The sequence below is a fragment of the Methylorubrum rhodesianum genome, assembly GCF_014199985.1.
In the GTDB taxonomy this organism is placed as follows: Bacteria; Pseudomonadota; Alphaproteobacteria; order Rhizobiales; family Beijerinckiaceae; genus Methylobacterium; species Methylobacterium rhodesianum.
The window spans coordinates 289,541-309,357 of sequence record NZ_JACHOS010000005.1 but is presented as its reverse complement, the minus strand read 5'-3'; the positions used below and the strand labels follow the sequence as shown (position 1 = coordinate 309,357).

General features: G+C 68.9%; 23 protein-coding genes. All 23 read left to right on the top strand.

The features are described 5' to 3' along the window. Nucleotides 1-6: 6 nt before the first annotated feature. The 23 genes from HNR01_RS09945 (at nucleotide 7) to HNR01_RS09840 (ending at nucleotide 19,815) form a co-directional block, all read left to right on the top strand. A complete protein-coding gene (locus HNR01_RS09945) occupies nucleotides 7-180 on the top strand; it encodes a hypothetical protein (protein ID WP_183667594.1) in 174 nt (57 codons plus the stop codon). A 28-nt stretch (nucleotides 181-208) separates the two neighbouring features. Beyond that, nucleotides 209-586 carry a hypothetical protein gene (locus HNR01_RS09940; protein WP_183667593.1) on the top strand — a complete coding sequence of 126 codons (378 nt, stop codon included), beginning with the start codon at nucleotides 209-211 and terminating at the stop codon, nucleotides 584-586. Between the two features lie 107 nt (nucleotides 587-693). Next, nucleotides 694-1,317: a hypothetical protein gene (locus HNR01_RS09935; RefSeq protein ID WP_183667592.1), complete on the top strand. Its 624-nt coding sequence runs from the start codon at nucleotides 694-696 to the stop codon at nucleotides 1,315-1,317. Nucleotides 1,318-1,389: 72 nt separating this feature from the next. After that, nucleotides 1,390-2,094, top strand: a complete 705-nt coding sequence (locus tag HNR01_RS09930; RefSeq protein WP_183667591.1) for a DUF4393 domain-containing protein — start codon at nucleotides 1,390-1,392, stop codon at nucleotides 2,092-2,094. Nucleotides 2,095-2,265: 171 nt separating this feature from the next. Then, nucleotides 2,266-2,517 carry a hypothetical protein gene (locus tag HNR01_RS09925; protein ID WP_183667590.1) on the top strand — a complete coding sequence of 84 codons (252 nt, stop codon included), beginning with the start codon at nucleotides 2,266-2,268 and terminating at the stop codon, nucleotides 2,515-2,517. A 102-nt stretch (nucleotides 2,518-2,619) separates the two neighbouring features. After that, a complete protein-coding gene (locus tag HNR01_RS09920; protein WP_246417451.1) occupies nucleotides 2,620-3,567 on the top strand; it encodes a site-specific integrase in 948 nt (315 codons plus the stop codon). After that, nucleotides 3,564-3,815: a hypothetical protein gene (locus HNR01_RS09915; protein ID WP_183667589.1), complete on the top strand. Its 252-nt coding sequence runs from the start codon at nucleotides 3,564-3,566 to the stop codon at nucleotides 3,813-3,815. The genes HNR01_RS09920 and HNR01_RS09915 overlap by 4 nt, the downstream gene beginning before the upstream one ends. A 228-nt stretch (nucleotides 3,816-4,043) precedes the next feature. Continuing rightward, complete coding sequence (locus HNR01_RS09910; RefSeq protein ID WP_183667588.1) at nucleotides 4,044-4,244, top strand: hypothetical protein; 201 nt, start codon at nucleotides 4,044-4,046, stop codon at nucleotides 4,242-4,244. Then, on the top strand, nucleotides 4,241-4,516 hold the full coding sequence (locus tag HNR01_RS09905) for a hypothetical protein (RefSeq protein WP_183667587.1): 276 nt from the start codon (nucleotides 4,241-4,243) through the stop codon (nucleotides 4,514-4,516). Before HNR01_RS09910 ends, HNR01_RS09905 begins: the two co-directional genes overlap by 4 nt. After that, nucleotides 4,516-5,157, top strand: a complete 642-nt coding sequence (locus tag HNR01_RS09900) for a putative metallopeptidase (RefSeq protein ID WP_183667586.1) — start codon at nucleotides 4,516-4,518, stop codon at nucleotides 5,155-5,157. The genes HNR01_RS09905 and HNR01_RS09900 overlap by 1 nt, the downstream gene beginning before the upstream one ends. An 8-nt stretch (nucleotides 5,158-5,165) precedes the next feature. Then, a complete protein-coding gene (locus HNR01_RS09895; protein ID WP_183667585.1) occupies nucleotides 5,166-5,603 on the top strand; it encodes a DUF2280 domain-containing protein in 438 nt (145 codons plus the stop codon). Then, nucleotides 5,557-7,176, top strand: coding sequence for a terminase large subunit (locus tag HNR01_RS09890; RefSeq protein WP_210313118.1), 1,620 nt, complete (start codon nucleotides 5,557-5,559; stop codon nucleotides 7,174-7,176). The genes HNR01_RS09895 and HNR01_RS09890 overlap by 47 nt, the downstream gene beginning before the upstream one ends. 4 nt (nucleotides 7,177-7,180) lie before the next feature. Continuing rightward, nucleotides 7,181-9,517, top strand: a complete 2,337-nt coding sequence (locus HNR01_RS09885; protein ID WP_183667584.1) for a portal protein — start codon at nucleotides 7,181-7,183, stop codon at nucleotides 9,515-9,517. Next, nucleotides 9,517-9,834: a hypothetical protein gene (locus HNR01_RS09880; RefSeq protein ID WP_183667583.1), complete on the top strand. Its 318-nt coding sequence runs from the start codon at nucleotides 9,517-9,519 to the stop codon at nucleotides 9,832-9,834. Before HNR01_RS09885 ends, HNR01_RS09880 begins: the two co-directional genes overlap by 1 nt. A gap of 2 nt (nucleotides 9,835-9,836) precedes the next feature. Then, the gene (locus HNR01_RS09875; RefSeq protein ID WP_183667582.1) at nucleotides 9,837-10,331 is read left to right on the top strand and encodes a hypothetical protein; all 495 of its coding nucleotides are present in this window, start codon (nucleotides 9,837-9,839) and stop codon (nucleotides 10,329-10,331) included. 233 nt (nucleotides 10,332-10,564) lie between these two features. Then, on the top strand, nucleotides 10,565-11,428 hold the full coding sequence (locus HNR01_RS09870; protein ID WP_183667581.1) for a dihydrolipoyllysine-residue succinyltransferase component of 2-oxoglutarate dehydrogenase complex: 864 nt from the start codon (nucleotides 10,565-10,567) through the stop codon (nucleotides 11,426-11,428). 27 nt (nucleotides 11,429-11,455) lie between these two features. Continuing rightward, nucleotides 11,456-12,691, top strand: a complete 1,236-nt coding sequence (locus tag HNR01_RS09865; protein ID WP_183667580.1) for a P22 phage major capsid protein family protein — start codon at nucleotides 11,456-11,458, stop codon at nucleotides 12,689-12,691. Nucleotides 12,692-12,788: 97 nt separating this feature from the next. Beyond that, complete coding sequence (locus HNR01_RS09860; protein ID WP_183667579.1) at nucleotides 12,789-13,340, top strand: hypothetical protein; 552 nt, start codon at nucleotides 12,789-12,791, stop codon at nucleotides 13,338-13,340. Nucleotides 13,341-13,352: 12 nt separating this feature from the next. Further along, a complete protein-coding gene (locus HNR01_RS09855) occupies nucleotides 13,353-15,389 on the top strand; it encodes a hypothetical protein (protein WP_183667578.1) in 2,037 nt (678 codons plus the stop codon). Next, entirely contained in the window at nucleotides 15,389-16,810 is a 1,422-nt protein-coding gene (locus HNR01_RS09850; RefSeq protein WP_183667577.1) for a packaged DNA stabilization protein, read from the top strand. Before HNR01_RS09855 ends, HNR01_RS09850 begins: the two co-directional genes overlap by 1 nt. Further along, the gene (locus HNR01_RS27890; RefSeq protein WP_281384556.1) at nucleotides 16,807-16,935 is read left to right on the top strand and encodes a hypothetical protein; all 129 of its coding nucleotides are present in this window, start codon (nucleotides 16,807-16,809) and stop codon (nucleotides 16,933-16,935) included. Before HNR01_RS09850 ends, HNR01_RS27890 begins: the two co-directional genes overlap by 4 nt. 3 nt (nucleotides 16,936-16,938) lie before the next feature. Continuing rightward, nucleotides 16,939-17,676 carry a hypothetical protein gene (locus HNR01_RS09845; protein ID WP_183667576.1) on the top strand — a complete coding sequence of 246 codons (738 nt, stop codon included), beginning with the start codon at nucleotides 16,939-16,941 and terminating at the stop codon, nucleotides 17,674-17,676. A 27-nt stretch (nucleotides 17,677-17,703) separates the two neighbouring features. Next, nucleotides 17,704-19,815 carry a lysozyme family protein gene (locus HNR01_RS09840; protein WP_183667575.1) on the top strand — a complete coding sequence of 704 codons (2,112 nt, stop codon included), beginning with the start codon at nucleotides 17,704-17,706 and terminating at the stop codon, nucleotides 19,813-19,815. The last annotated feature ends 2 nt before the right edge of the window (nucleotides 19,816-19,817 follow it).

The window sequence follows — 19,817 nt, the reverse complement described above, 5'->3', positions numbered from 1 at the left end:
CCCCCCGTGTCCGTCGTCCTGATCCTGTTCCTGTCCGGCGCCACGCCCGCCGCCGACCATTCGGTGACGGCCGAGTCGTTCTCGTCGATGCAGGTCTGCGAGGCGGCCGGGCGGAGGGAGCAGACGCTCCGCCGCGGCCGTGTCGTGCTCTGGGCGTGCGTGACGCGGGCGCCGGACTGAGGGATGCGCCCGGAGCTTGATGCTTGCTTTGCCGGAAGGACCTGACCCGCCCCCGCGCCCCGCCGTCCCGTGGACCCGCGCAGACGTCGAACTGTGGCTGAAGGCGGCCTTCCGCGCGATGCCCTCGACGCCGATCTATGCCCCGCGCGGCAACACGCTCCAGGCGGCGGCCGGCGACGTACCGGATGCGACCTTCGACATCGTGGCCTTCTCCGGCACCGTGCTCGGCGACAAGAGCGAGGATCGCCAGGTCGTGCTCCTCTGGGCCCGCGCCATGGCCACGCACGGCGAGGTCGGCGGATCGATCGCCGAGTTCTGCCGGCGCACCCGATGGTCGCGCGCCACCTTCGACCGTCGCCGCATCAAGGCCTGCGAGAAAATCGCAGCGGCCAAGAACACCACCTGAAGCAGTGACGCGCCGCAATTATTCCTCTTGACTGTGAGGAAGCGGACAATCGACCCATGATCTTGCCGAGCGCCCAGAACGGTCGCGCTCTACCCGAGGTCAGGCTCGTGTCTGTCGCCGCTTCGTCTATCTCAATCTCCGCCGCCAAGAAGCGCCGCCGCGCGGCCTCCTCGCGTCGCCCCCTGCCCCGCCTCGCCAGCGATCGCGAGATCATCGTCGGCCGCGCCAACGTCCCCGACCCGTTCGAGCCGGGCGCGTACCGCGATGTCGCGGTCAACCGCCGCGTCGATGTCCTCGCGCAGGAGCTTGCAGCCAAGCGCATCGAGCGCGCCGAGTTCGAGGTCGGCCGCATGGTCCAGGCGGTGTTCGAGCGCGGCTCCGGTGCCCGCCTCGGCTCCGGCGGCTGGAATGCTGGCGGCTCGCGGGATCAGACCATCGCGCACGAGCTGGCGATCATCTACGCCATCGACGACGCCGAGCGGGTCCGCAAGTTCACGGCCCGGCTGGAGCAGGCGATCGGCGGCGTGGGCGTCCGCTTCCTCCGCGCCATCCTCGCCGAGGGCCAGACCTTCGCCGCCTATGCCGCTCGCACCGGCCGGGGCTCGGGAGAGCGGGCGGCCACCGACGTCGCGAAGCGGTTCCGCTGGCTGCTGGAGTCCCTGACAGAGGAGCAGCACACCGCAACCGGGGCGGACGGGCAGCACATCCGGGGGACGCGGGAGCCGGCATAAGAGTGGACGGTGTTTGAGAGCTTCTTTCGGGGGAAGCGTCGGCGTGTAAGCATGAGCCTCCGGGAGGGGCTCATGACGACTGAACATGAGATGGCGATCGCGATTGCCACTGAGATCGGGAAACAGGTTCCAGTTAAGCAGACATACGAAGATGCTGCCTCGCCTGCCATGCGGCAGGTTGGGGCTACGTTCGAAGATGTCGTGAAGTGTGTTCGCCTTGTTGGCTTTCCAATTCAATGGCTGGCCGTTCAACAAGATCGCTTTAGATCGTTCATAGAGCGAGCCAAGAAGCCTATACCTGAAGAGCGACGGGTTCTGCCGGTGCCGCAGTTGCTTGGACCTATTTTAGAAGGAATTCGCTATGAGGTGGATGAAACGCCCATCTCTGAGTTATTTCAAAACCTGCTCAGTTCGTCTATGGATAGAGACAAGGTCAACTTAGTTCACCCCGCGTTTCCTGCCTTAATTCGCAATCTGTCGTCTGACGAGGCCAGGATATTGAAGCATTTGGTCGATGAGCCTATTACCGGGCTGTATCTCGACAGCCGTAGCTACCCCGGACACACACATAGAACCGATCTCCCAGACACTGTTGAACGGTGGGGTGAGTCTGAGCTGTATTTTGAGCATCTTGAGAGCTTGTCTCTTGTGCAAACTGTTTTTTCTACAGACATTGATACTTTCAAATTTCACCCTGATGGCGAGCTTGTTCCCTTCACAATCCGCATAACCTTGTTAGGCAGGCGCCTCATGATGGCGTGTCAGCGATCGACTTGACCCGTCGGGCAAAACCTTGCATCTGGTCATTGTCGCGAGACGCGCGCCCGGGGCCTCACCGCCGCCGGGCGTTTTCGCATCCGCTCCCCTCCATCACATCGCGAACCGCCCACCGATCAAAGCGTTGCCACGGCAGACGCGGGCGGACCCTTGTGCCATGATCGGCCCCCGATGAGCGCGCACGCCACACTCACGGCGATCGAGCAGGAGGCCCGAGCCTTCTGCCGTCGGCGCTTCCGCGATCAGGCCGAGTACCTCGAGGCGAAGGACGCGCACTGCAAGCGGATCCTCGCCCTGGTGAGCAAGGGTCGGCGGCAGGTCGGCATCCCCGAAATGCTGTCCTTCGGCACCGGCCGGCGCACCTATGGCGGTCGCTCGTTCAGCGTCGAGTTACGGATGCCGCGGGGCCGGAAGGCGGGCTGATCCGCTCTCCACTCCGCTTCCGCTAACTTTTGTTGTCGGAAGTGATTTCCGGCCGATCGCACCAACACAGCGAACCGGCGAAAACATTCTGGTTTCAATCGCATGACCCTCCTGCCGGTGCCCGCCGCACCGGCGGAGATCATGTCGCTCGACCGCGCCAAAGCCTACGCGGCGGAGGCGCGATCGGATCGGACCCGCAAGGCCTACGCCTCCGCCTTCGGGATGTTCGTAACCTGGTGCCGGAGCGTCGGGGCCAACCCGGTGCCGGCCGAGCCGCACGCGGTCGCGGCCTACGTCGCCCACCTCGCGGACACCGGCCGGAAGCCGGCGACCATCAATCTGCACGTCGCCGCGATCGCCGCGGTGCACCGGGCGGCCGGCTTCGATGTCCCGACCACCTCAGAGGCGGTGAAGGCCACGCAGCGCGGCGTCCGCCGGACGCTCGGCACCCGCCAGACCCGCAAGGCGCCGGTCACGGCCGAGACCCTGAAGAAGGCGCTGCGCAAAATCCCGGACGACCTGTCCGGCGCGCGGGACCGGGCGCTGCTGCTGATCGGCTTCGCCGCGGCGCTCCGGCGCTCCGAGCTCGTGGCGCTCGATGTCGCCGACCTGGAGCGGGTGCCGGACGGCATCATCGTCCACGTCCGCCGCTCGAAGACGGACCAGGATGGCCAGGGCCAGGAGATCGCGGTTCCGCGCGGCGGCAAGCTCAAGCCCTGCGATGCCCTCGACGCGTGGCTCGCGGCGGCAAAGATCACGGCCGGCCCGGTGTTCCGCCCCATCAACAAGGGCGGGCGGGTCGGCTCCGACCGGCTCACCGATCGCTCGGTGGCGGACATCGTGAAGCGCCATGTCGGCGCGGCCGGGCTCGATGCCTCGCTGTTCTCGGGCCACTCGCTGCGCGCCGGCTTCGTCACCTCAGCGCTCGCTGCCGGGGCCGACGTCCTCAAGGTCATGCACGTCACCCGGCACACCGCGGTGACGACGCTGCAGAAATACGACCGGCGCGCCCGCGCCTTCGACGATCACGCTGGACGCAAGTTCCTATGACTGCCCGCTCCGCCTCCTCCTACGACGAGGCGGTCTGCCTCGGTCGCCTTGACCCCGCGGCCTCGGCCTACGGCGCGCATCGGCGCGATCCCGGCGCCATCCGGCGCGAGGTCGATCGGGTCCGTGCCCTGATGAAGGACTGCGGGCTCCCGGCGGCAACGCCCGTGCTCGTCACCACCCCCGCCGACGACGTCGCCGCCGATGCGGCGGAGGTGCGCCGGGCTGTCATGTCGAGGTTCCGGCTGTGAAGTACATCACCCTTCTGCGCCGCCTCCTGGCGCCCGCGCCGACCCAGCGCACCGCCGATGCGCCGCGCGTGATCCGCGCCGGCCGCGTGCTCAGCAACGGGTGCGGGCGCTGATGCCCCGCCTCGTCGCCCTCCTCGTCCTGGCCGGCGTCGCCGTGGCTGCCGTCGGTCGGCGTCCGGCTCGGCCGGCTCCCGTCTTCGTGTTCCCGCTGTCGGAGACGAGGCACTGATGTGCACGGACAATCCGCACCGCCGGTTCGCCGGCATGAGCTACCGGCAGGCATCAGAGGAAGCGGAGCGCCTGCTCAAGCGGGCGCTGCGCGACGGCGCGTGGTTCGAGCTCCCCGAGGCGCTGATTGTGCTGCGCTCCATCATGGTGCGTCGGCAGGCTGGCCATTCGCCCGAGACCGACGAGGCCGCGCTCTCATGATCCGCGCCGCCCTCGCCTTCACGCTGGTGCCGTTCGCCGTGCTGCTGGCGGCCCCGCGCCCGTCGATCGCCGCCGATGGCTTCCTCGCCATCGCCCTCTCCTGTCCGGCCGGCGTCGAGGCGCCCGCCTGCTCACGCGAGAACGCGACCGACATGCTGGTGCAGCCCGCCGGGCAATTCGATTGCCCGAAGGTCGGGATGATGCTGGCGACACATCTTGGCCTGGCGCCAGGTGAGCGGCACAAGATCGTTTGTGAGCGGCGGAAGGGCTGATGCTGACCCGCCCGCGGCCTCCGGAGCGGCTGCTTGGCCAAGAGGGCGCGCTGACCGCGTACCCCGTCGAGCCGGCGCACGATCTGGAAGCCTGGATGCGGGCGACCTTCATCGACGAGGACGCCCCGCTCCTCAACGAGGAGCACCTGCACCTGCGTGATGCGCGCCTCGGCGTCCTCTGGTGTGCGCTCCCGAATGAGCGGCAGGGCAACGCCGTCGTCGGGATGTGCGAGGAGGCCACCTTCATCGGCAACCGCTGGGCCAAGGCCCGGTGGGCACAACAGATCGGCGGCTGGTTCGGCGAGATCCCGGACTTCCTGCTCACCTTCGACGCTGGCTATGCCGACGAGTGCTCCGACGCCGCGTTCTGCGCGCTGGTCGAGCACGAGCTGCTGCACGCGGGCCAGAAGAAGGATGCCTGGGGCGCGCCGCGCTTCAGCAAGACGACGGGCCGGCCGGTGTTCGGCATCCGCGGCCATGATGTCGAGGAGTTCGTCGGCATCGTCGAGCGGTACGGCGCCGGCAACGGTGCGGGCCGGACGCGCGCCCTCGTCGAGGCGGCCGGTCGGGCTCCGATCATCTGCGAGGCTGACATCGCGGGCGCCTGCGGGACCTGTGGGCGTGGCCTGACGAAACCCTGACGGCGGCCATGGCTCAGCAGACGCTCACGGACGAGGCGAAAACCTTCGTCGTCCAACAACTTGCGATGTTCGAGACGCCCTCCGACGTGGCGAAGGCGGTCAAGGAAGAGTTCGGCATCGAGATCACTCGGCAGTCGGTCGAGGCCTACGATCCGGGCAAGCGGGCAGGCTCGTCCCTGTCGCAGCACTACCGCGAGCTGTTCGAGGCCACGCGGACCACCTTCCTGACCGACACGGCGGCGATCGGCGTCTCGCACAAGGTCGTTCGGCTCCGCACCCTCTCCCGCATGATCGAGACCGCCGAGAAGCGCGGCAACGCGGTGCTTGTGGCGAACCTCCTCGTGCAGGTCGCGAAGGAGATGGGCGACGCCTACACCAACCGTCAGCGGATCGACGCGAATGTTGCAGTCCGCAGCCACGAGGATGCTCTCGACGACCTTGAGTGACCGCGAGCGCGCGGTCCGGCAGAAGCTCAAGGACGACTTCGAGCACTATGCCCCGCGCTGCCTTCGGATCAGGACGAAGTCGGGCAAGATCGTCCCGTTCACGCTGAACAAGGCACAGATCTACATCCACGAGCGGCTGCAGGCGCAGCTTCTCCGGACGGGTTCGGTGCGGGCCCTGATCCTGAAGGGTCGGCAGCAGGGCGCCTCGACGTACATCGGCGGCCGGTTCTACTGGCGCACGACCCACAAGAAGGGCGTCCGGACCTTCATCCTGACGCACCAGGACGATTCGACCGCGGCGCTGTTCGAGATGGTGTCGCGGTATCACGAGCACTGCCCGGCGCTGGTGAAGCCCTCGACGGGCGCGGCGAACGCGAAGGAACTGCTCTTCGACCGCCTCGACAGCGGTTACAAGGTCGGCACGGCCGGATCGAAGGCGGTCGGCCGCGGCAACACCCTGCAGCTCTTCCACGGGTCTGAGGTCGGGTTCTGGCCGCACGCGCACAGCCACGCGTCGGGCATCCTCCAAGCGATCGCGGACGAGGCCGGGACCGAGGTTATCCTCGAAAGTACCGCCAACGGGGTCGGAAACTACTTCCATCAGCAGTGGCGGAAGGCCGAGCGGGGCGAGAGCGAATATCAGGCGATCTTCGTCCCGTGGTTCTGGCAGGACGAATACCGGAAGACCCCGCCCGAGGGGTTCACGCTCTCCACCGACCCTGACGAGCAGAACGAGTCTGAGGTCGATTACGCCGAGGCTCACGGCCTCGACGACGCGCAGATGTACTGGCGTCGGCTCAAGATCGCGGACCTGGGCGAGAGCCTGTTCCGCCAAGAATACCCCGCGACCGCGGCCGAGGCTTTCCAGATGGCGAATACGAACGGCCTCATCAGCGCCAAGCTGGTGATGGCTGCCCGCAAGCGCACGGTGGAAGCCTCGGGCCCGCTGGTGTTCGGCTACGACCCCGCGCACCAGGGCGTCGACCGGCACGCGCTGGCCAAGCGCCGCGGCCGCAAGCTGCTGTCGGCCGGCGGCCCGGTCGGGCTGTCGATCCCGGAGAGCGCGAACCACGTCGCGGTGGAGATCGATCGCGACAAGCCCGCGAAGTGCTTCATCGACGTGACCGGCGGCTACGGCGCCGGCGTCTACGATATCCTCGTCGAGCGCGGTTACGGCACGCCCGGCCGCGGCATCGTCGTTCCGGTGAACTTCGGCGGCGCTCCGATCGCGCCGGATCGGTTCTCGCCGACCACGGGCGAGAAGCTGCCCGGCCCGCTGAACCGCCGCGCCGAGATCTGGATGAATTCGCTCGACTGGCTGGAGGACCCGGCCGGCGTCGATATCCCGGACGAGGACGAGATCCAGGCCGACGCCTGCTCGACCGGCTACAGCCACAACAGCCGCGGCCAGGTGCAGCTCTGGTCGAAGGAAAAGATGCGGTCGATGGGGATTCCCTCGCCCGACACATGGGATGCCGTGGCGCTCACGTTCGCCGAGCCGGTGATCGAGGAAGCGCCCCTGAAGATCGGCAGTGCGAGCGGCCGTCGCCGCGGCGGCTGGATGGCAGGCTAAAACGATGGGTCGCTTCACCGATTCCCTGCTCGGCCGGCTGCGCAAGCCGTCGAAGCCCGAGCCCGATGCGAAGGGCGATGCCCTCGACAAGGTGCTCGACGTTGCGAAAAAGCGCTGGCGCCGCGCCGACGAGTTCGATCGCCAGAACCGCGCCGACGCCTACGAGGATCTCGACTTCCTCGAGACCCCGGGCGCGCAGTGGACGGAAGAGGCCAAGCAGATGCGCGAGGGCCGCCCCTGCCTGGAGTTCAACCGGCTTCCCACCACCATCGCCCAGATCACGGGCGACATTCGCCAGATGCGTCCCGCCATCAAGGTCGTGCCAGTCGACAGCCGCGGCGACCCTGAGACCGCCGACGTCATCGCCGGCATGGTGCGTTACGTCGAGAACCGCTCGGACGCGCCTTCGGCCTACTTCGCGGCTGCTGACCAGCAGGTCGGTGCCGGAATCGGGCACTGGAAGGTCATCACCGAGTACGGCTCCGACACGACGTTCGAGCAGGAGATCCGCATCGTTGGCGTGCCCGATGGCGTCGGCGTGCGCTGGGATCCGGATGCGGTGCTTCCGACCCGCGAGGATGCAAAGTTCTGCTTCGTGCCCGTCGATATGAGCCGGGACGTCTACGAGGAGACCTATCCGGATCACCCCGCGGCCGAGATCGGCGACACGGACCTGACGCGCGCCGGCATGGCCGAGTGGGCGGGCGCCGACATGGTGCGCATCGCCGAGTATTTCACCAAGACGCCCGTCGAGAAGACGCTGGCGCTGATGCCCGACGGCGAGATCCTCGACCTGACCGATGAGGCGGCCGACGACCATGCTGAAAAACTGGCGCTGATCGAGGCGGCCAAGGTGCAGGGCGCCCGGGTGCGTGTAGAGAAGCGCCCCGGTCACCGCGTCGAGCGGTACGTGATCAGCGCGAACGCGGTGCTCGACGGTCCGACCGAGATCCCCGGCCGCTTCATCCCCGTGGTGCCGGTGGTCGGCGTCGAGATGACGATCGGCAAGCGCCGGGCCCGTCGCGGCGTGATCCGGTTCGCGAAGGATGCGCAGCGCGCCTACAACTATGCCCGCTCGACCCAGACTGAGGTAGTGGCGCTCCAGCCCAAGGCGCCGTTCGTCGGCACCGTGGAGATGTTCAAGGGCTACGAGGATCTCTGGGCGACTGCGAACACCGAGAACCATCCGTTCCTGCTCTACAACCCGCAACCCGGAATGCCGGGATTACGCCCGGAGCGCTCGCAGCCGCCTGTCGCCTCTTCCGGCCTCGCCGAGCTGACCCGCGAGGCAGCCGAGGACATGAAGGCGGTCACGGGCGTCTATGACGCGTCGCTCGGTGCCCGCTCGAACGAGACTTCGGGCAAGGCGATCCAGTCCCGCCAGCGCGAGGGCGACGTCGGCTCGTTCGTCTACATCGTGAACTTCTCGCGCAGCATCCGGCACACGGGCGCGATCGTCTGCGGGATGATTCCGCACGTCTACGACACGGCTCGCACGCTGCGGATTGTGGGAGAGGACGGCAAGGTCGATCTCGTCCAGATCAACCAGGTGGCCGGACTCGCTGACGACGGCCAGCCGCTCGACAAGATCAAGAACGACGTCACGGTTGGCGCCTACGACGTCGCCATGGAGATGGGGCCTAGCTACACGACCCGGCGCGAGGCCGCGCTCGACGGCATGGTGACGCTGATCCAGGCCGCGCCGCAGCTTGCACCTGTCGTCCTCGACCTCTTCGCCAAGGCGCAGGATTGGCCGATGGCGGATAAGATCGCCAAGCGCATCCGGACCATGCTGCCGCCCCAGATCCAGGCGCAGGAGGCGCAGGAGAGCGGCGAGCCCCCGCCGCCGCCCATGCCGCCCTCGCCCGAGCAGCAGGCGGCCATGCAGGCGCAGGAGCGCCAGCAGCAGATCGAGGCGGGTCGGCAGGAACTCGACATGGCGAAGCTCGCGGTCGATCGCGAGAAGCTCGAGGCCGACGTGCTGAAGATCCAAGCCGAGATCGAGAAGGCGCGCATCGACGCGCAGGCGCGCATCCTGGAGGCCGGGCGGACGCAGCCCGCCATGCATGACGACGTGCATAATCCGGGCAGGGAATCGGTGTCGGCCGCCGATCCGCGGCTCGACGCGATCGGCGCTGCCGTCGCGCAACTCTCCGAAGTGGTCTCGATGATCCTGGAGGAGATGTCCGCGGTCGAGGCTCCACCCCCGCCCCCTCCTCCGGAGCCCGAGCCGCCGCCCGCGGCACTCCCCACCGACTTCATCGAGGCGCCTCCGGGCGCCTTTTCTTTTGACCCCGGCGCGATGGGTCTGCCCGCGCCCGAGATGATGGGCCAGCCCTGATGAACCTCGACCCCTTCCGCGCCACGCCGTTCAGCACGCTCCGACTGAGCGCGAACACCGTCGCCGGCGCAGCGCCGTCGCTCCCGAACCTGCCGCACGGCTCCGGAACGCAGGTGCGCCTCTGGAACCGGGGCACCGTCCCGGCCCGGATCGAGTTCGGCAACAAGGCCGCGATGGCGCTGCCGGACGCAACGTCGATGGCGCTGCCGGCCGGTGCGGTGGAGATCCGCACCCTTCAGCAGGGCGAGCGGTTTGCGGCCGTGCTCGGTGATGGCGGCGCGCCGGACGTCGAGATCACCGTCGGCTTCGGCTTCTGACCATGCCCGGCTACGGCACCGGCATGTCGGCGGGCGCGGTCTCGGCGGCGATCGCCCGGGCGGTCCCTGTCGCGTCCGATGCGACGCCGCCCGCGACCGCGCTCGACGGGAAGGGCGGCACGTCGTCCGAGTTCGCCCGTTCCGATCACACCCACGCGGCGCGCGTTCAGCGCACGGTGGTGACGACGCTGGGCGATGGCACGTACCTGTGGACCTTCGCTCGCCCGATCGTGTGCCCGGCCGGCAAGCTGCCGCCGATCACGTACATGGTCGAGGATCTCGGCTCGCCTGTGGTGGTCCAGATCGTGGGCCGCTCGTTCACCAACGACGCGGCGTCCGGCACGGACACGCACACGGCAGTGACGGTGAAAGCTCAGCGCTCGCGCCTGCTGCCAGCGGCGCTCCTATCGCTGGCCGCGCTCCTCGAATTCAACGTGTTCGGCGGCGTGGCCTCGGGCGTGAAGGTGAACCTATGGGCTGCGGACCCGACGCAGTAGCGCGCGAATCCTCTTGACCCGACGGGCAAAACAAGCCCAGAGGTTATCCGTCGCGAGACGTGCGGGCACGGCCCCGTCGGCGGCACCTCCACCATTCTGATCGGCGCGCCCCACCTTGGGGCGAATTGCGCCCTCTCCGATCCCGCAGGCCGGCGGACCCGCTGCCAGGCCGCGAGGATGCACCGAACCCGCCCGCTCTCCGCGCGGCGGGTTTTTTCATGGACCAACGACACATGGACGAGGATCTGATCGTGCTGGGCGCGCCGGCGGAGACGCTGGCGGCAGGTGGCGAAGCCTCGGAAGCGACGGCCGCGACGATCGAAGGCCAGACGGCCGAGGTCGAGACGGGCGCCGCCACGCCAGGGGAAGAAGGGGGCGAATCCGCCGCCGAGCCGAAGCCGGAGCCTGCGAAGGCCGAGGGTGAGGGCGGCGAGGACAAGCCCAAGAAGCGTTCCGGCATCCAGCGGATGCAGGACCGGATCGCCCGGCTCGAAGACGAGCTCGCATCGGCTCGCAGCGCGGCTCCGGCTGCCGGCGAGGATCGCGCTGCCGCCATCGAGAAGGAAATCGGACCGGCCCCGAAAGAGGACGACTTCAAGGACTGGGCTGCCTTCGAGGATGCCAAGGCGGAGCATCGCATCCGCAAGGCCCTCGCCGAGCAGCGCTTCGACGACCGGGCGGCCGATGCCTCCCGCCGGCAGAGCGCCACTCAGGTCGCCCAGCGCGAGGCCGCGCTCGAGGCCTTCCATGACCGTCTCGACGAGACCCGGGGCAAGATCCCGGACTTCGACAAGGCGCTCGCGGAGGCCAAGGACCGCGAGGTGAAGCCCCATGTCACCGAGCTGGTGATCGAGAGCGAGAAGGGCGGCCTGCTCGCCTACTACCTCGCCAAGAACCCCGATGTGCTCACGAAGCTCAACGGGATGACCGAGCGTCAGGCGACGAAGGAAGTCGGCCGGCTCGAAGGACGCCTGACCCTGGCGAAACCCAAGACCGCAACCGCCGCCCCGGCCCCTGCCAAGCAGGTGTCCGGGTCATCCAAGCCGTCGTCCCCCGACAGCGATCTCGATGCGTGGCTAGCCAAGCAATACGGCTAACCACCTCAAGTCGAAGGATAACTCTCCGTGTCCAACACCATCGCAACCGCCAATATCATCGCCAAGGCGGCGGTGAAGATCCTCGACAACGAGCTCGGCATGGGCTCCCGCGTCTTCCGCGGCTACGAGGACGAGTTCTCGAAGAACGTCAACGGCTACAAGGTCGGTGATACGGTCTCCATCCGGAAGCCGGCGCAGTTCCGCGTCCGCACCGGCCTCGTCGCGTCCAACCAGGACGTCATCGAGGGCAAGACCGCGATCCAGGTCAACAAGGTCGCCGGCGTCGACTTCCAGTTCTCCTCGACTGACCTCGCGCTCAACATCGGTGATCTCGCCGAGCGCGTGATCAAGCCGGCCATGGTTCCGATCGCCAACCAGATCGACCAGGACCTGCATGCCTGCGCGCTGCAGAACTTCTGGAATTGGGTCGGCACCCCGGGCAACACCATCGCGAACTACAGCAAGTTCCTCGCGGGCGTGCAGCGCCTCAACGAGATGGCCGTCCCGTCCGACGAGCGCTCCGCCGCCCTGTCGCCGGCCGACCACGTCGCGCTGCTCGGCAACCAGGCGCAGCTCTACATCGATGGCGCCAACACCGACGCCTACCGCAAGGCGAAGCTCGGCGGTCTCGCCGGTGTCGAGCCGTTCATGACCCAGAACGCCCCGACCCTGACCACGGGCACTCGCACCAACGGCACCGTCAACGGTGGCGGTCAGGCGGTGTCCTACTCGGGCGCGCAGGCGAACTCCTGGGGTCAGGCCCTCCTCATGGCCGGTCTCGGCGCCGGCGGCACGGTCCGCGCGGGTGAGGTGTTCACCATCGCGGGCGTCCAGGCCGTCAACCCGGTGACGAAGCAGGTCCTGCCCTACCTCCAGCAGTTCGTCGCCACGGCCGCGGCCACTGCCGACGGGACCGGCAACGCCACGGTGCAGATCGCCCCGGCGATCATCACCTCGGGCGCCTACCAGACCGTCTCGGCCGCTCCGGCCGCCGGTGCGGTGGTGACCTGGAACGGCGCGGCCTCGTCCACCTTCCAGCAGAACCTCATGTTCCACCGGAACGCGCTGGCGCTGGTGTGCGTGCCCTTCGAGAAGCCGGCCGGCGTGCCGACCGAGCAGATCGGAACGCAGGACTACAAGGGCATCCACGTGATGCTGGTGCCCTACTTCGACGGCCCGAACCGCGTGTCGTCCTGGCGTCTCGACGTGCTGTACGGCGTGGCCGCCATCGACCCGCGCCTCGGCACCCGCGTCAGCGGCTAAGCCGTCCACACCGCAGACTGAAGACGAAAGGGCGCCCTCGGGGCGCCCTTCGTCGTTCTGGGGCCATGCGCGCCCCGTCACCTCCGACGAGGCGTTCATGGACACCATCGAGACCATTCCGACTTGGGGCTACAAGGCCGACGGGTCCGCCCAGATCTTCGCCCTCGCCCCCGGCGCCGATCTCCCTGAAGGCTGGTCGGCCTCGCCCACCGTCATCACCGACCCGTCGCGGGCGACGGCCGACGCGCTGACCATGCGTGCCACCGGCCTCACCTTCGCGCATCCGGTCGAAGAGCCGGCGTCGGAGCCGTCGGCCGTCGACGAGCTGCTGGCCGCCCTGACCGAGATCGACCGCCTGAAGGGCGTGATCGAGGCTGGCTCGGCGGAGAACGAGCGCCTCGCGTCCGAGCTCGACGAAGCGGACAAGCTGCTCGGCGCGGCGGCCGACTCCTACAAGAAGGCGACCGACGACCTCGCGGCCTTCCGTGAGCAACTGGCCAAGGCGCACGAGGACACCCGCGTGAACGCGGCCGAGCGCGATGCCGCCAAGGCCGCGGTCGATGCTCTGACCGCCGACCTCGCCAAGGCGCAGGCGGACCTCGAAGCCGCGACGGCTCCGAAGCCGGCCACCGCCACCAAGGGCAAGTAAGGCGCCTCGCCCATGGCCTACACCCGCCAGGATCTGATTTCCCTCGTCCTCCAGAACGTGGGCGTCCTGGCGGCTGGCCAGGAGGCGTCGATCGAGGATCGTGCGGCCGTCGATATCCGGATCGACCCGAAGCTCGCCGAGCTCGCCAAGCGCGAGATCTTCGCCGGGCTGAACGCCGATGCGCTCGACCCCGCGGTGTTCCTCCACGTCGCGGACATCATCGCCTCGGCCTGCCGCGTCCCGTTCGGGATCACCGGCAACAAGGCCGAGGTGCTGACCGGCGCGGCGGCCGAGGCCGAAGCCTCGCTGAAGCTCCTCTCGCGCCAGTTCAGCGCCACGGCTGCGACGGCCGCCTTCGACGTCGTGCGCGACGTGTTGGAGAAGCTGGGCGTCGTCACCATCGGGCAGGATCCGTCCGCGCAGGATCGCGGCGTGGTCACCGCCCGTATCGCGCCGATGCTGGCGGATCTCCGCGCGCGCGAGATCACGACCCTCACCGACCTTTCTCAGGCTGATCCGGCCCAGCTGCGCCACCTCGCCAACATTCTGGCGGGCATCTGCGCCGGCAGCTTCAACGTCGATCCGGCGGTCGGGGACCGTCTCGGCAACGTGGCGACCGCTGCCGAGACGGCGTTGCGTGTGATGCAGCGCCAGTTCGACACGGGCGTTGCCACCTCGGGCGCCTTCAATGTCGCGCAGTCCGTCCTTGAGCTCCTCGGAGTCGTTGAGGGCGGTCAGACGGCCACGGCAAAGGACGTCGCGGTCGTGTCCGCACGGTTCGGCCCGATGCTGGCGGACCTCCGGGCACGCCACATCATCGATCTGCCGGCGGTGGAGACGGCCGACGCGGCGACTAAGCACTTCCTGGCCGCCATCCTCGCTGCCCGCTGCTCCCTCCTGTTCGGTGTCGGCGACCCGCTCCTCGGCGGCCTGAAGGCGGAGGAGATGCGAGCCGAAGCCGCCCTTCGCGCGTCCGCCCGTCAACTCGATGCCGGCACGGGGACGGCGGGCTCCTTCGACCTGGTGCAGTCCGTTCTCGAAGCGCTCGGGGTCGTCGAAGCCGGTCAAACCGCATCCGCGAAGGACCGCGCCGCGGTCTCGGCCCGCGTCGCTCCGATGCTGGCCGATCTGCGCCAGCGCGAAATCATCGCTCTGCCGTCGATCGCGGCGGCCGATGCTTCGACCCAGCTCCATCTCGCCGCGATCCTGGCGCTCGCCTGTGCGGTGCCGTTCAAGATCGCCGGCGAGGCGCTGCTGCCGTTCCAGGCCTCGGCCGCGCAGGCGGAGGCCGCCCTTCGGGTCATCGGCCGGCAGTTCGACGGCGGTGTCGCCACGAACGGCACCTTCGATGTCGTGCAGGCGGTGCTCGAAAACCTCGGCGTCGTGATGGCCGGCTACACCGGTTCGGCCAAGGACCGCGCCGTGGTGAGCGCCCGCATCGCGCCGATGCTGGGCGATCTGCGCCTTCGGGAGATCGTGAACCTCGCGTCGATTGAGGGCGCCGATCCCGGTGTGTTGATCCACCTGTCGGTCATCCTCACCTCGGCCTGCTCGCAGGCCTTCGGCAAGGATGTTGCGACCCGCACCCTCCTCGCGGGAGAGGCGGCGAAGGCGGAAATCTCCCTGAAGGCGCTCGCCCGCCAACTCGATACCGGTGTCGCGGTCTCGGGTGTCTTCGATCCGGTGCAGGTCGCGCTCGAGCATCTCGGCATCGTGTCGGCCGGACAGACGGCCTCGGCCAAGGATCGCGCCGTCGTCGCGGCCCGCCTCCAGCCGAAGTTCATGGAACTGCGCGGGCGCGACATCTGCGGCGTCACCGACCTGTCGCAGCTCTCCACCGAGTTGCAGGGCGCCTTCGCGCGCCTGCTGGCCGCCGATTGCGCGACCTCGTTCGCCGAGGTGCCGCCGGCGCGGATCGCGATGCTCCTGGCGGCCGTGCCGGATCAGGAGCACATCCTCCGCTACCAATCCTTCGTCTACGACGCCCGTCCGGCGATGCGCCTGGAGCGCTTCTGGGGCGGTCGGCGCCGCGGTGGCTGGATCGTCTGATGCCGGACATCGCGTGGCCGCTGTCGTCGCGTCCCGGCCTCTCGCCGGAGGAGGGCGCGGGCCGGCTCATCAACGCCTACGTCGAAGAGATCGGCCAGGGCGGGCGGTCGCCGTCCGTCATCCGGCGCGCGCCGGGGCTCATCCCCTTCGCTGATACCGGACACAAGCGTCTTCGGGGCGCTCGCGTGGCCGGCGACCGGCTCCTCGCCGCCATGCGGGGCAGGCTCGTTTCGATCGACGCTTCCGGCGCGGTCCGGGATGAGGGCGACCTGCCCGGCTCAGCACGGGTGACCATGGCGAAGAACAACCGCTCGCCGGTCCCGCAGGTGGTGGCGGTGACGGAATTCGGCGCCTTCGAGATCTCGGCCGGCCGTTCGGCGTCGCCGCTGCCGATCCCGACGGCATTGCCGGCCCCGAACTCGGTCGAGTTCCTGTTCGGGTTCTTCTTCTTCACCTGCGGCGACGGCACCTGCTACGCGTCAGGGCTCAACGGCACGGGCTTCAACACGCTCGACCGGACGAAGGAGCAGGGCCGCTCCGCCGGCCTGATGCGCGCGATCGGCTTCCGGTCCGAACTGTTCCTGTTCGGCCCGTCGGAGATCGGCGTCTACGGCGGGCCAGCGCAGAACAACGGCTTCCCCCTCGCCCGCCTGACCGGCATTCCGCGCGGCCTGATCGGGCCGTGGGCTGTCGCCGGCCATGAGGAAGGCTGGTCGAACACGCTGATCTGGGTCGGGGACGATTCCGTCGTCTACCGGCTGAACGGCTACAGCCCGGAGCGGATCTCGACGCACGATGTCGAGCGAGACGTCGCCGCCGCCGCCCGGGTGAACCGTGAGGAGATCGAGGCCTCGGTGTTCATGGTCGCGGGACATGCCTTCTGGGCGCTCTCGCTGCCGGGCCGGACTTGGGTCTTCGATCTGACCACCGGCCTCTGGCACGAACGCGTCGGGCATCAGGACACCCGCTGGCGCGCGACGCAGGGCGTGAAGGCCTTCGGGCGCTGGCTCGTCGGCGACCGCCGCAGCAACTCGCTCCTCGAGGTGTCGGAGGCCGCCTTCACCGATGCCGGGCTGCCGCTGCGGATGCGCGTCGAGTCCCTGCCCGGCGAGGCATTCCCGCAGCGTCTCGCCATCCCCCGCGCCGACTTCGATTTCGTGGTCGGGCAGGGCCTGCCGACGGGCGATGTCACCCAGACCGATCCCGTCGTCGGGATCTCATGGTCCGACGACGGCGGCGCCACCTGGTCGAACCCGCTGACGCGCAAGCTCGGCCCGATGGGGCGGACAAGGACGCGGGTCAACGTGCTGCGCACCGGCCTGACCGGCGTGCAGGGCCGGACATGGCGCTTGGACGTCTCCGACCCGGTTTATTGCGCCCTGCTCGGCGGGGCGATGGCGGTCGAGGCCCGCACCGAATGAGCACCAAGCCCACCTTTCCGAACGCCGCCTCGCTGCCGTTGCCGCGCGAGTGGGTCCTCTTCTTCTCGGCCCTGCTCGCCTACGCGGCGGAGCTTGAGTCCCGCATCGCCGCTCTGGAGGAATGATCCGTGGCCAGCATCTTCTCGGGCAAGGCCGGGCGTCAGGCGGCGATCTGGGGCGCGCAGCAGCTCCAGCAGGGCGAGAACGAGGCGAAGGACGCGCTCGACCAGGGGCTCGGCTTCGCCAAAGAGCAGTACGGCAAAGCATCGGGCCTCTTCGGCAACCTCGCCGATGAGTACCGGGGCGGCGCCAAGCTCTATCAGGACGCGCTCGGCGTGAACGGCGCTGATGCCTCGGCCGCCGCACGTTCGGCCTACGCGACCGCGCCCGGCTACACCTTCAACATGGATCAGGGGCTCCAGGCGCTTTCCCGCGCCCGGGCCGTGAACGGGACGCTGGCCTCCGGCGGGGCCGACACGGATGCGATGAAGTTCGCCTCCGGCCTCGCCAGCCAGGACTACAACAACTGGCTCGCGAACCTCGCCAACCTCGATACGAAGCGGGCGACCGCCGTCTCGGGGCAGTCCGGTGCGGAGACCGGGCTCGGCAACGTCGGCGTCCAGACCGGCGTGGCGAAGGCTGGGATCTCGACCGACACGGCGAGGGGGCTCGCGCAGGTCGGGCAGCAGGGCCTCATGGCGGGGCAGCAGGCGGCCGAGAACCGCTTCGGCGCCCTGATGGGCGGCCTCAGTCTCGCGTCGAGTCTCGCCGGCAAAGCCTTCGGTGGCGGTGGGCTGGGCGCTTTCAGCATCTTCGGCGGTGGTGGCGGCGGCCTTGGCGTCGGCAAAGACAGCGATTGGGTCTGATCCATGAGCGGCGCAACGATTTTTTCCATGGTCCGGGGCGTTGGAGACGCCTTCGGTGACAGCTACGCCTCCGCTCGCAAGGAAGCGCTCGAGGCCGAGGCTCCGACGCTGATCTCGAACCTGATGAACGCCTACAAGGGCGGCGCGGGCGGGGGCGTGGTGCCGGCCGTGTCCGGGGCTGGTGCTACAGGCGCGCCGGCTCAGTCCGGCCCCGTGGCGGCGGCTCCGAGCTTCGCGGCCACCGGCGGCGGGATGGGCGAGTACCTCGCGACGACGCGGGCGAAGGAGAGCGGCGGCAACGACCTTGCGGCCAACCCGAACAGCACCGCACTCGGACGCTACCAGTTCACGAGGGACACCTGGGCCGGGTTAGCGAAGAAGTATCCGGATCTCGGCCTGACCCCGGACGGCCGCACCGATGCAGCCCAGCAGGAGCGGGCGATGCAGGCCTTCACGCGCGACAACGCGCAGGCCCTCACGTCGGCCGGCATCACGATCAACCCGCAGAACCTCTACGGTGCGCACTTTCTCGGTGCGGGCGGCGCGACGAAGTTCATCCCGAGCGCGCTCAGCAATCCCGACGCGCCGGCCGCCTCCCTGGTCGGCCCGAAAGTAGCAGGCGCCAATCGCACGGTGTTCTTCAACCGCGACGGCTCGCCGAAGACCGCGGGCGAGGTTTACGCCTGGATGGGCGGGCGGCGAGGCGGAAGCGCTCCGGCGCCGTCCCCGTCCCAAGTCGCCTCGGCCGAGTCCGACGACGCGAACATTCCGGCCTTGGGTGCGCAGCCGGCCGGCTTCGTCATCCCGCAAGGCGGCGCTCCGACCGCCGCACCGTCGCAGGGCTTCCCCGGCTTCCCGACCGGTAGCGCCGCCCGCATGACGCCGGAGCTTCAAACCGCGCTCAACGCTGCATGGCGCAACCCGAACACCCGCGCCATGGCCGGGCAGATCTTCGGGCAGCTCCTCAAGGGCGGTGACACGCCGTGGGAGATGAAAGACGTGAACGGCCAGACGTCCTGGGTGAACGGGCGCACGGGCCAGATCATGCCGATCGGACAGGCCAAGCGGAACACTGCGACCGTCGGCAACAGCCTCGTCGACACGGCCACCGGTGACGTGCTCTTCACGGCGCCGGACAAGGACAGTTCGAAGTTTACCTATCAGGCGATGCCGGGCGTCGGCATGGTGGCGCTGCATTCGACGGATCCGACGCAGTCGCGCGTCATCATCGCCGGTCAGCAGCCGCGCCCGCTCTCGGCAGAGGAGCGCCAGTCCTACGGCATTCCCGAGGGCACGGGCGCCGGCATGGGTCCGGACGGCAAGCCCTTCGGTATCGGCGGCTCGCCTCGGACGACGGTCAACGTGGACACCAAGGGCGCGGGCAAGTTCGCTGAGAAGGCGAACGAGCTTCAGGCCAAGCGCTATTCCGAAATGGTGGAGGCTGCGGACAACGCCGTCCCGCTGCGCGCCGACATCGACACGATGGCCAGCCTCGGTGAGCAGATCAACACCGGTAAGCTCGCGGGCGCCCGCCTCGGTCTGGCGCAGTACGCGCAGGCCGCCGGTCTCGACTCCGTCGCCAACGGTCTGACCAACGGCAAGATGGGTGAGATGGAGGCCTTCACGGCGCTCGCCGACAAGCTGACGCCCCGGATGCGAGTGCCGGGGTCCGGCGCCACGTCCGACGCCGAGGGCCGCGCGTTCCGGAACAGCCTTCCCTCGCTCCTGAAAACACCGGGCGGTAACGCAATCATCGTGGATACCTTCCGCGGCCTCGCCGACTATCAGGCGCAGGCCGGTGACATCGCGGGCAAGGCGCTGCGCGGCGAGATCAGCCAGGCGGAGGCGGATCAGGCCATCAAGGCGCTTCCGAACCCCTACACGCGCTTCCGGGAGTATCGAGGCGGCCAGGGGGGCGACAAGGGTTCAGCCGGCGCTCGAGAGGGCAGCGCTGGGACCGATGCCAAGTCGGCAACGCCCACGGGCCCGGTCAGCATCCCCATGGCGGCGGTCCGCGCACTCCGCACCGACCCGAGCCTGCGCACGCAGTTCGACGCCAAGTATGGTGCGGGCGCCTCGGCGCGCATCCTCGGCCCGGTCCGTGAAAACGGACCCGACAGCATCCTTGCGGGACCCTGATC

Excerpts from the sequence above, each read along its gene's own strand:
- HNR01_RS09930 (WP_183667591.1), top strand. The coding sequence starts at position 1,390 with ATGACGACTGAACATGAGATGGCGATCGCGATTGCCACTGAGATCGGG.
- HNR01_RS09925 (WP_183667590.1), top strand. The coding sequence starts at position 2,266 with ATGAGCGCGCACGCCACACTCACGGCGATCGAGCAGGAGGCCCGAGCC.
- HNR01_RS09920 (WP_246417451.1), top strand. The coding sequence starts at position 2,620 with ATGACCCTCCTGCCGGTGCCCGCCGCACCGGCGGAGATCATGTCGCTC.
- HNR01_RS09915 (WP_183667589.1), top strand. The coding sequence starts at position 3,564 with ATGACTGCCCGCTCCGCCTCCTCCTACGACGAGGCGGTCTGCCTCGGT.
- HNR01_RS09910 (WP_183667588.1), top strand. The coding sequence starts at position 4,044 with ATGTGCACGGACAATCCGCACCGCCGGTTCGCCGGCATGAGCTACCGG.
- HNR01_RS09905 (WP_183667587.1), top strand. The coding sequence starts at position 4,241 with ATGATCCGCGCCGCCCTCGCCTTCACGCTGGTGCCGTTCGCCGTGCTG.
- HNR01_RS09900 (WP_183667586.1), top strand. The coding sequence starts at position 4,516 with ATGCTGACCCGCCCGCGGCCTCCGGAGCGGCTGCTTGGCCAAGAGGGC.
- HNR01_RS09895 (WP_183667585.1), top strand. The coding sequence starts at position 5,166 with ATGGCTCAGCAGACGCTCACGGACGAGGCGAAAACCTTCGTCGTCCAA.
- HNR01_RS09890 (WP_210313118.1), top strand. The coding sequence starts at position 5,557 with ATGTTGCAGTCCGCAGCCACGAGGATGCTCTCGACGACCTTGAGTGAC.
- HNR01_RS09885 (WP_183667584.1), top strand. The coding sequence starts at position 7,181 with ATGGGTCGCTTCACCGATTCCCTGCTCGGCCGGCTGCGCAAGCCGTCG.
- HNR01_RS09880 (WP_183667583.1), top strand. The coding sequence starts at position 9,517 with ATGAACCTCGACCCCTTCCGCGCCACGCCGTTCAGCACGCTCCGACTG.
- HNR01_RS09875 (WP_183667582.1), top strand. The coding sequence starts at position 9,837 with ATGCCCGGCTACGGCACCGGCATGTCGGCGGGCGCGGTCTCGGCGGCG.
- HNR01_RS09870 (WP_183667581.1), top strand. The coding sequence starts at position 10,565 with ATGGACGAGGATCTGATCGTGCTGGGCGCGCCGGCGGAGACGCTGGCG.
- HNR01_RS09860 (WP_183667579.1), top strand. The coding sequence starts at position 12,789 with ATGGACACCATCGAGACCATTCCGACTTGGGGCTACAAGGCCGACGGG.
- HNR01_RS09855 (WP_183667578.1), top strand. The coding sequence starts at position 13,353 with ATGGCCTACACCCGCCAGGATCTGATTTCCCTCGTCCTCCAGAACGTG.
- HNR01_RS09850 (WP_183667577.1), top strand. The coding sequence starts at position 15,389 with ATGCCGGACATCGCGTGGCCGCTGTCGTCGCGTCCCGGCCTCTCGCCG.
- HNR01_RS27890 (WP_281384556.1), top strand. The coding sequence starts at position 16,807 with ATGAGCACCAAGCCCACCTTTCCGAACGCCGCCTCGCTGCCGTTGCCG.
- HNR01_RS09840 (WP_183667575.1), top strand. The coding sequence starts at position 17,704 with ATGGTCCGGGGCGTTGGAGACGCCTTCGGTGACAGCTACGCCTCCGCT.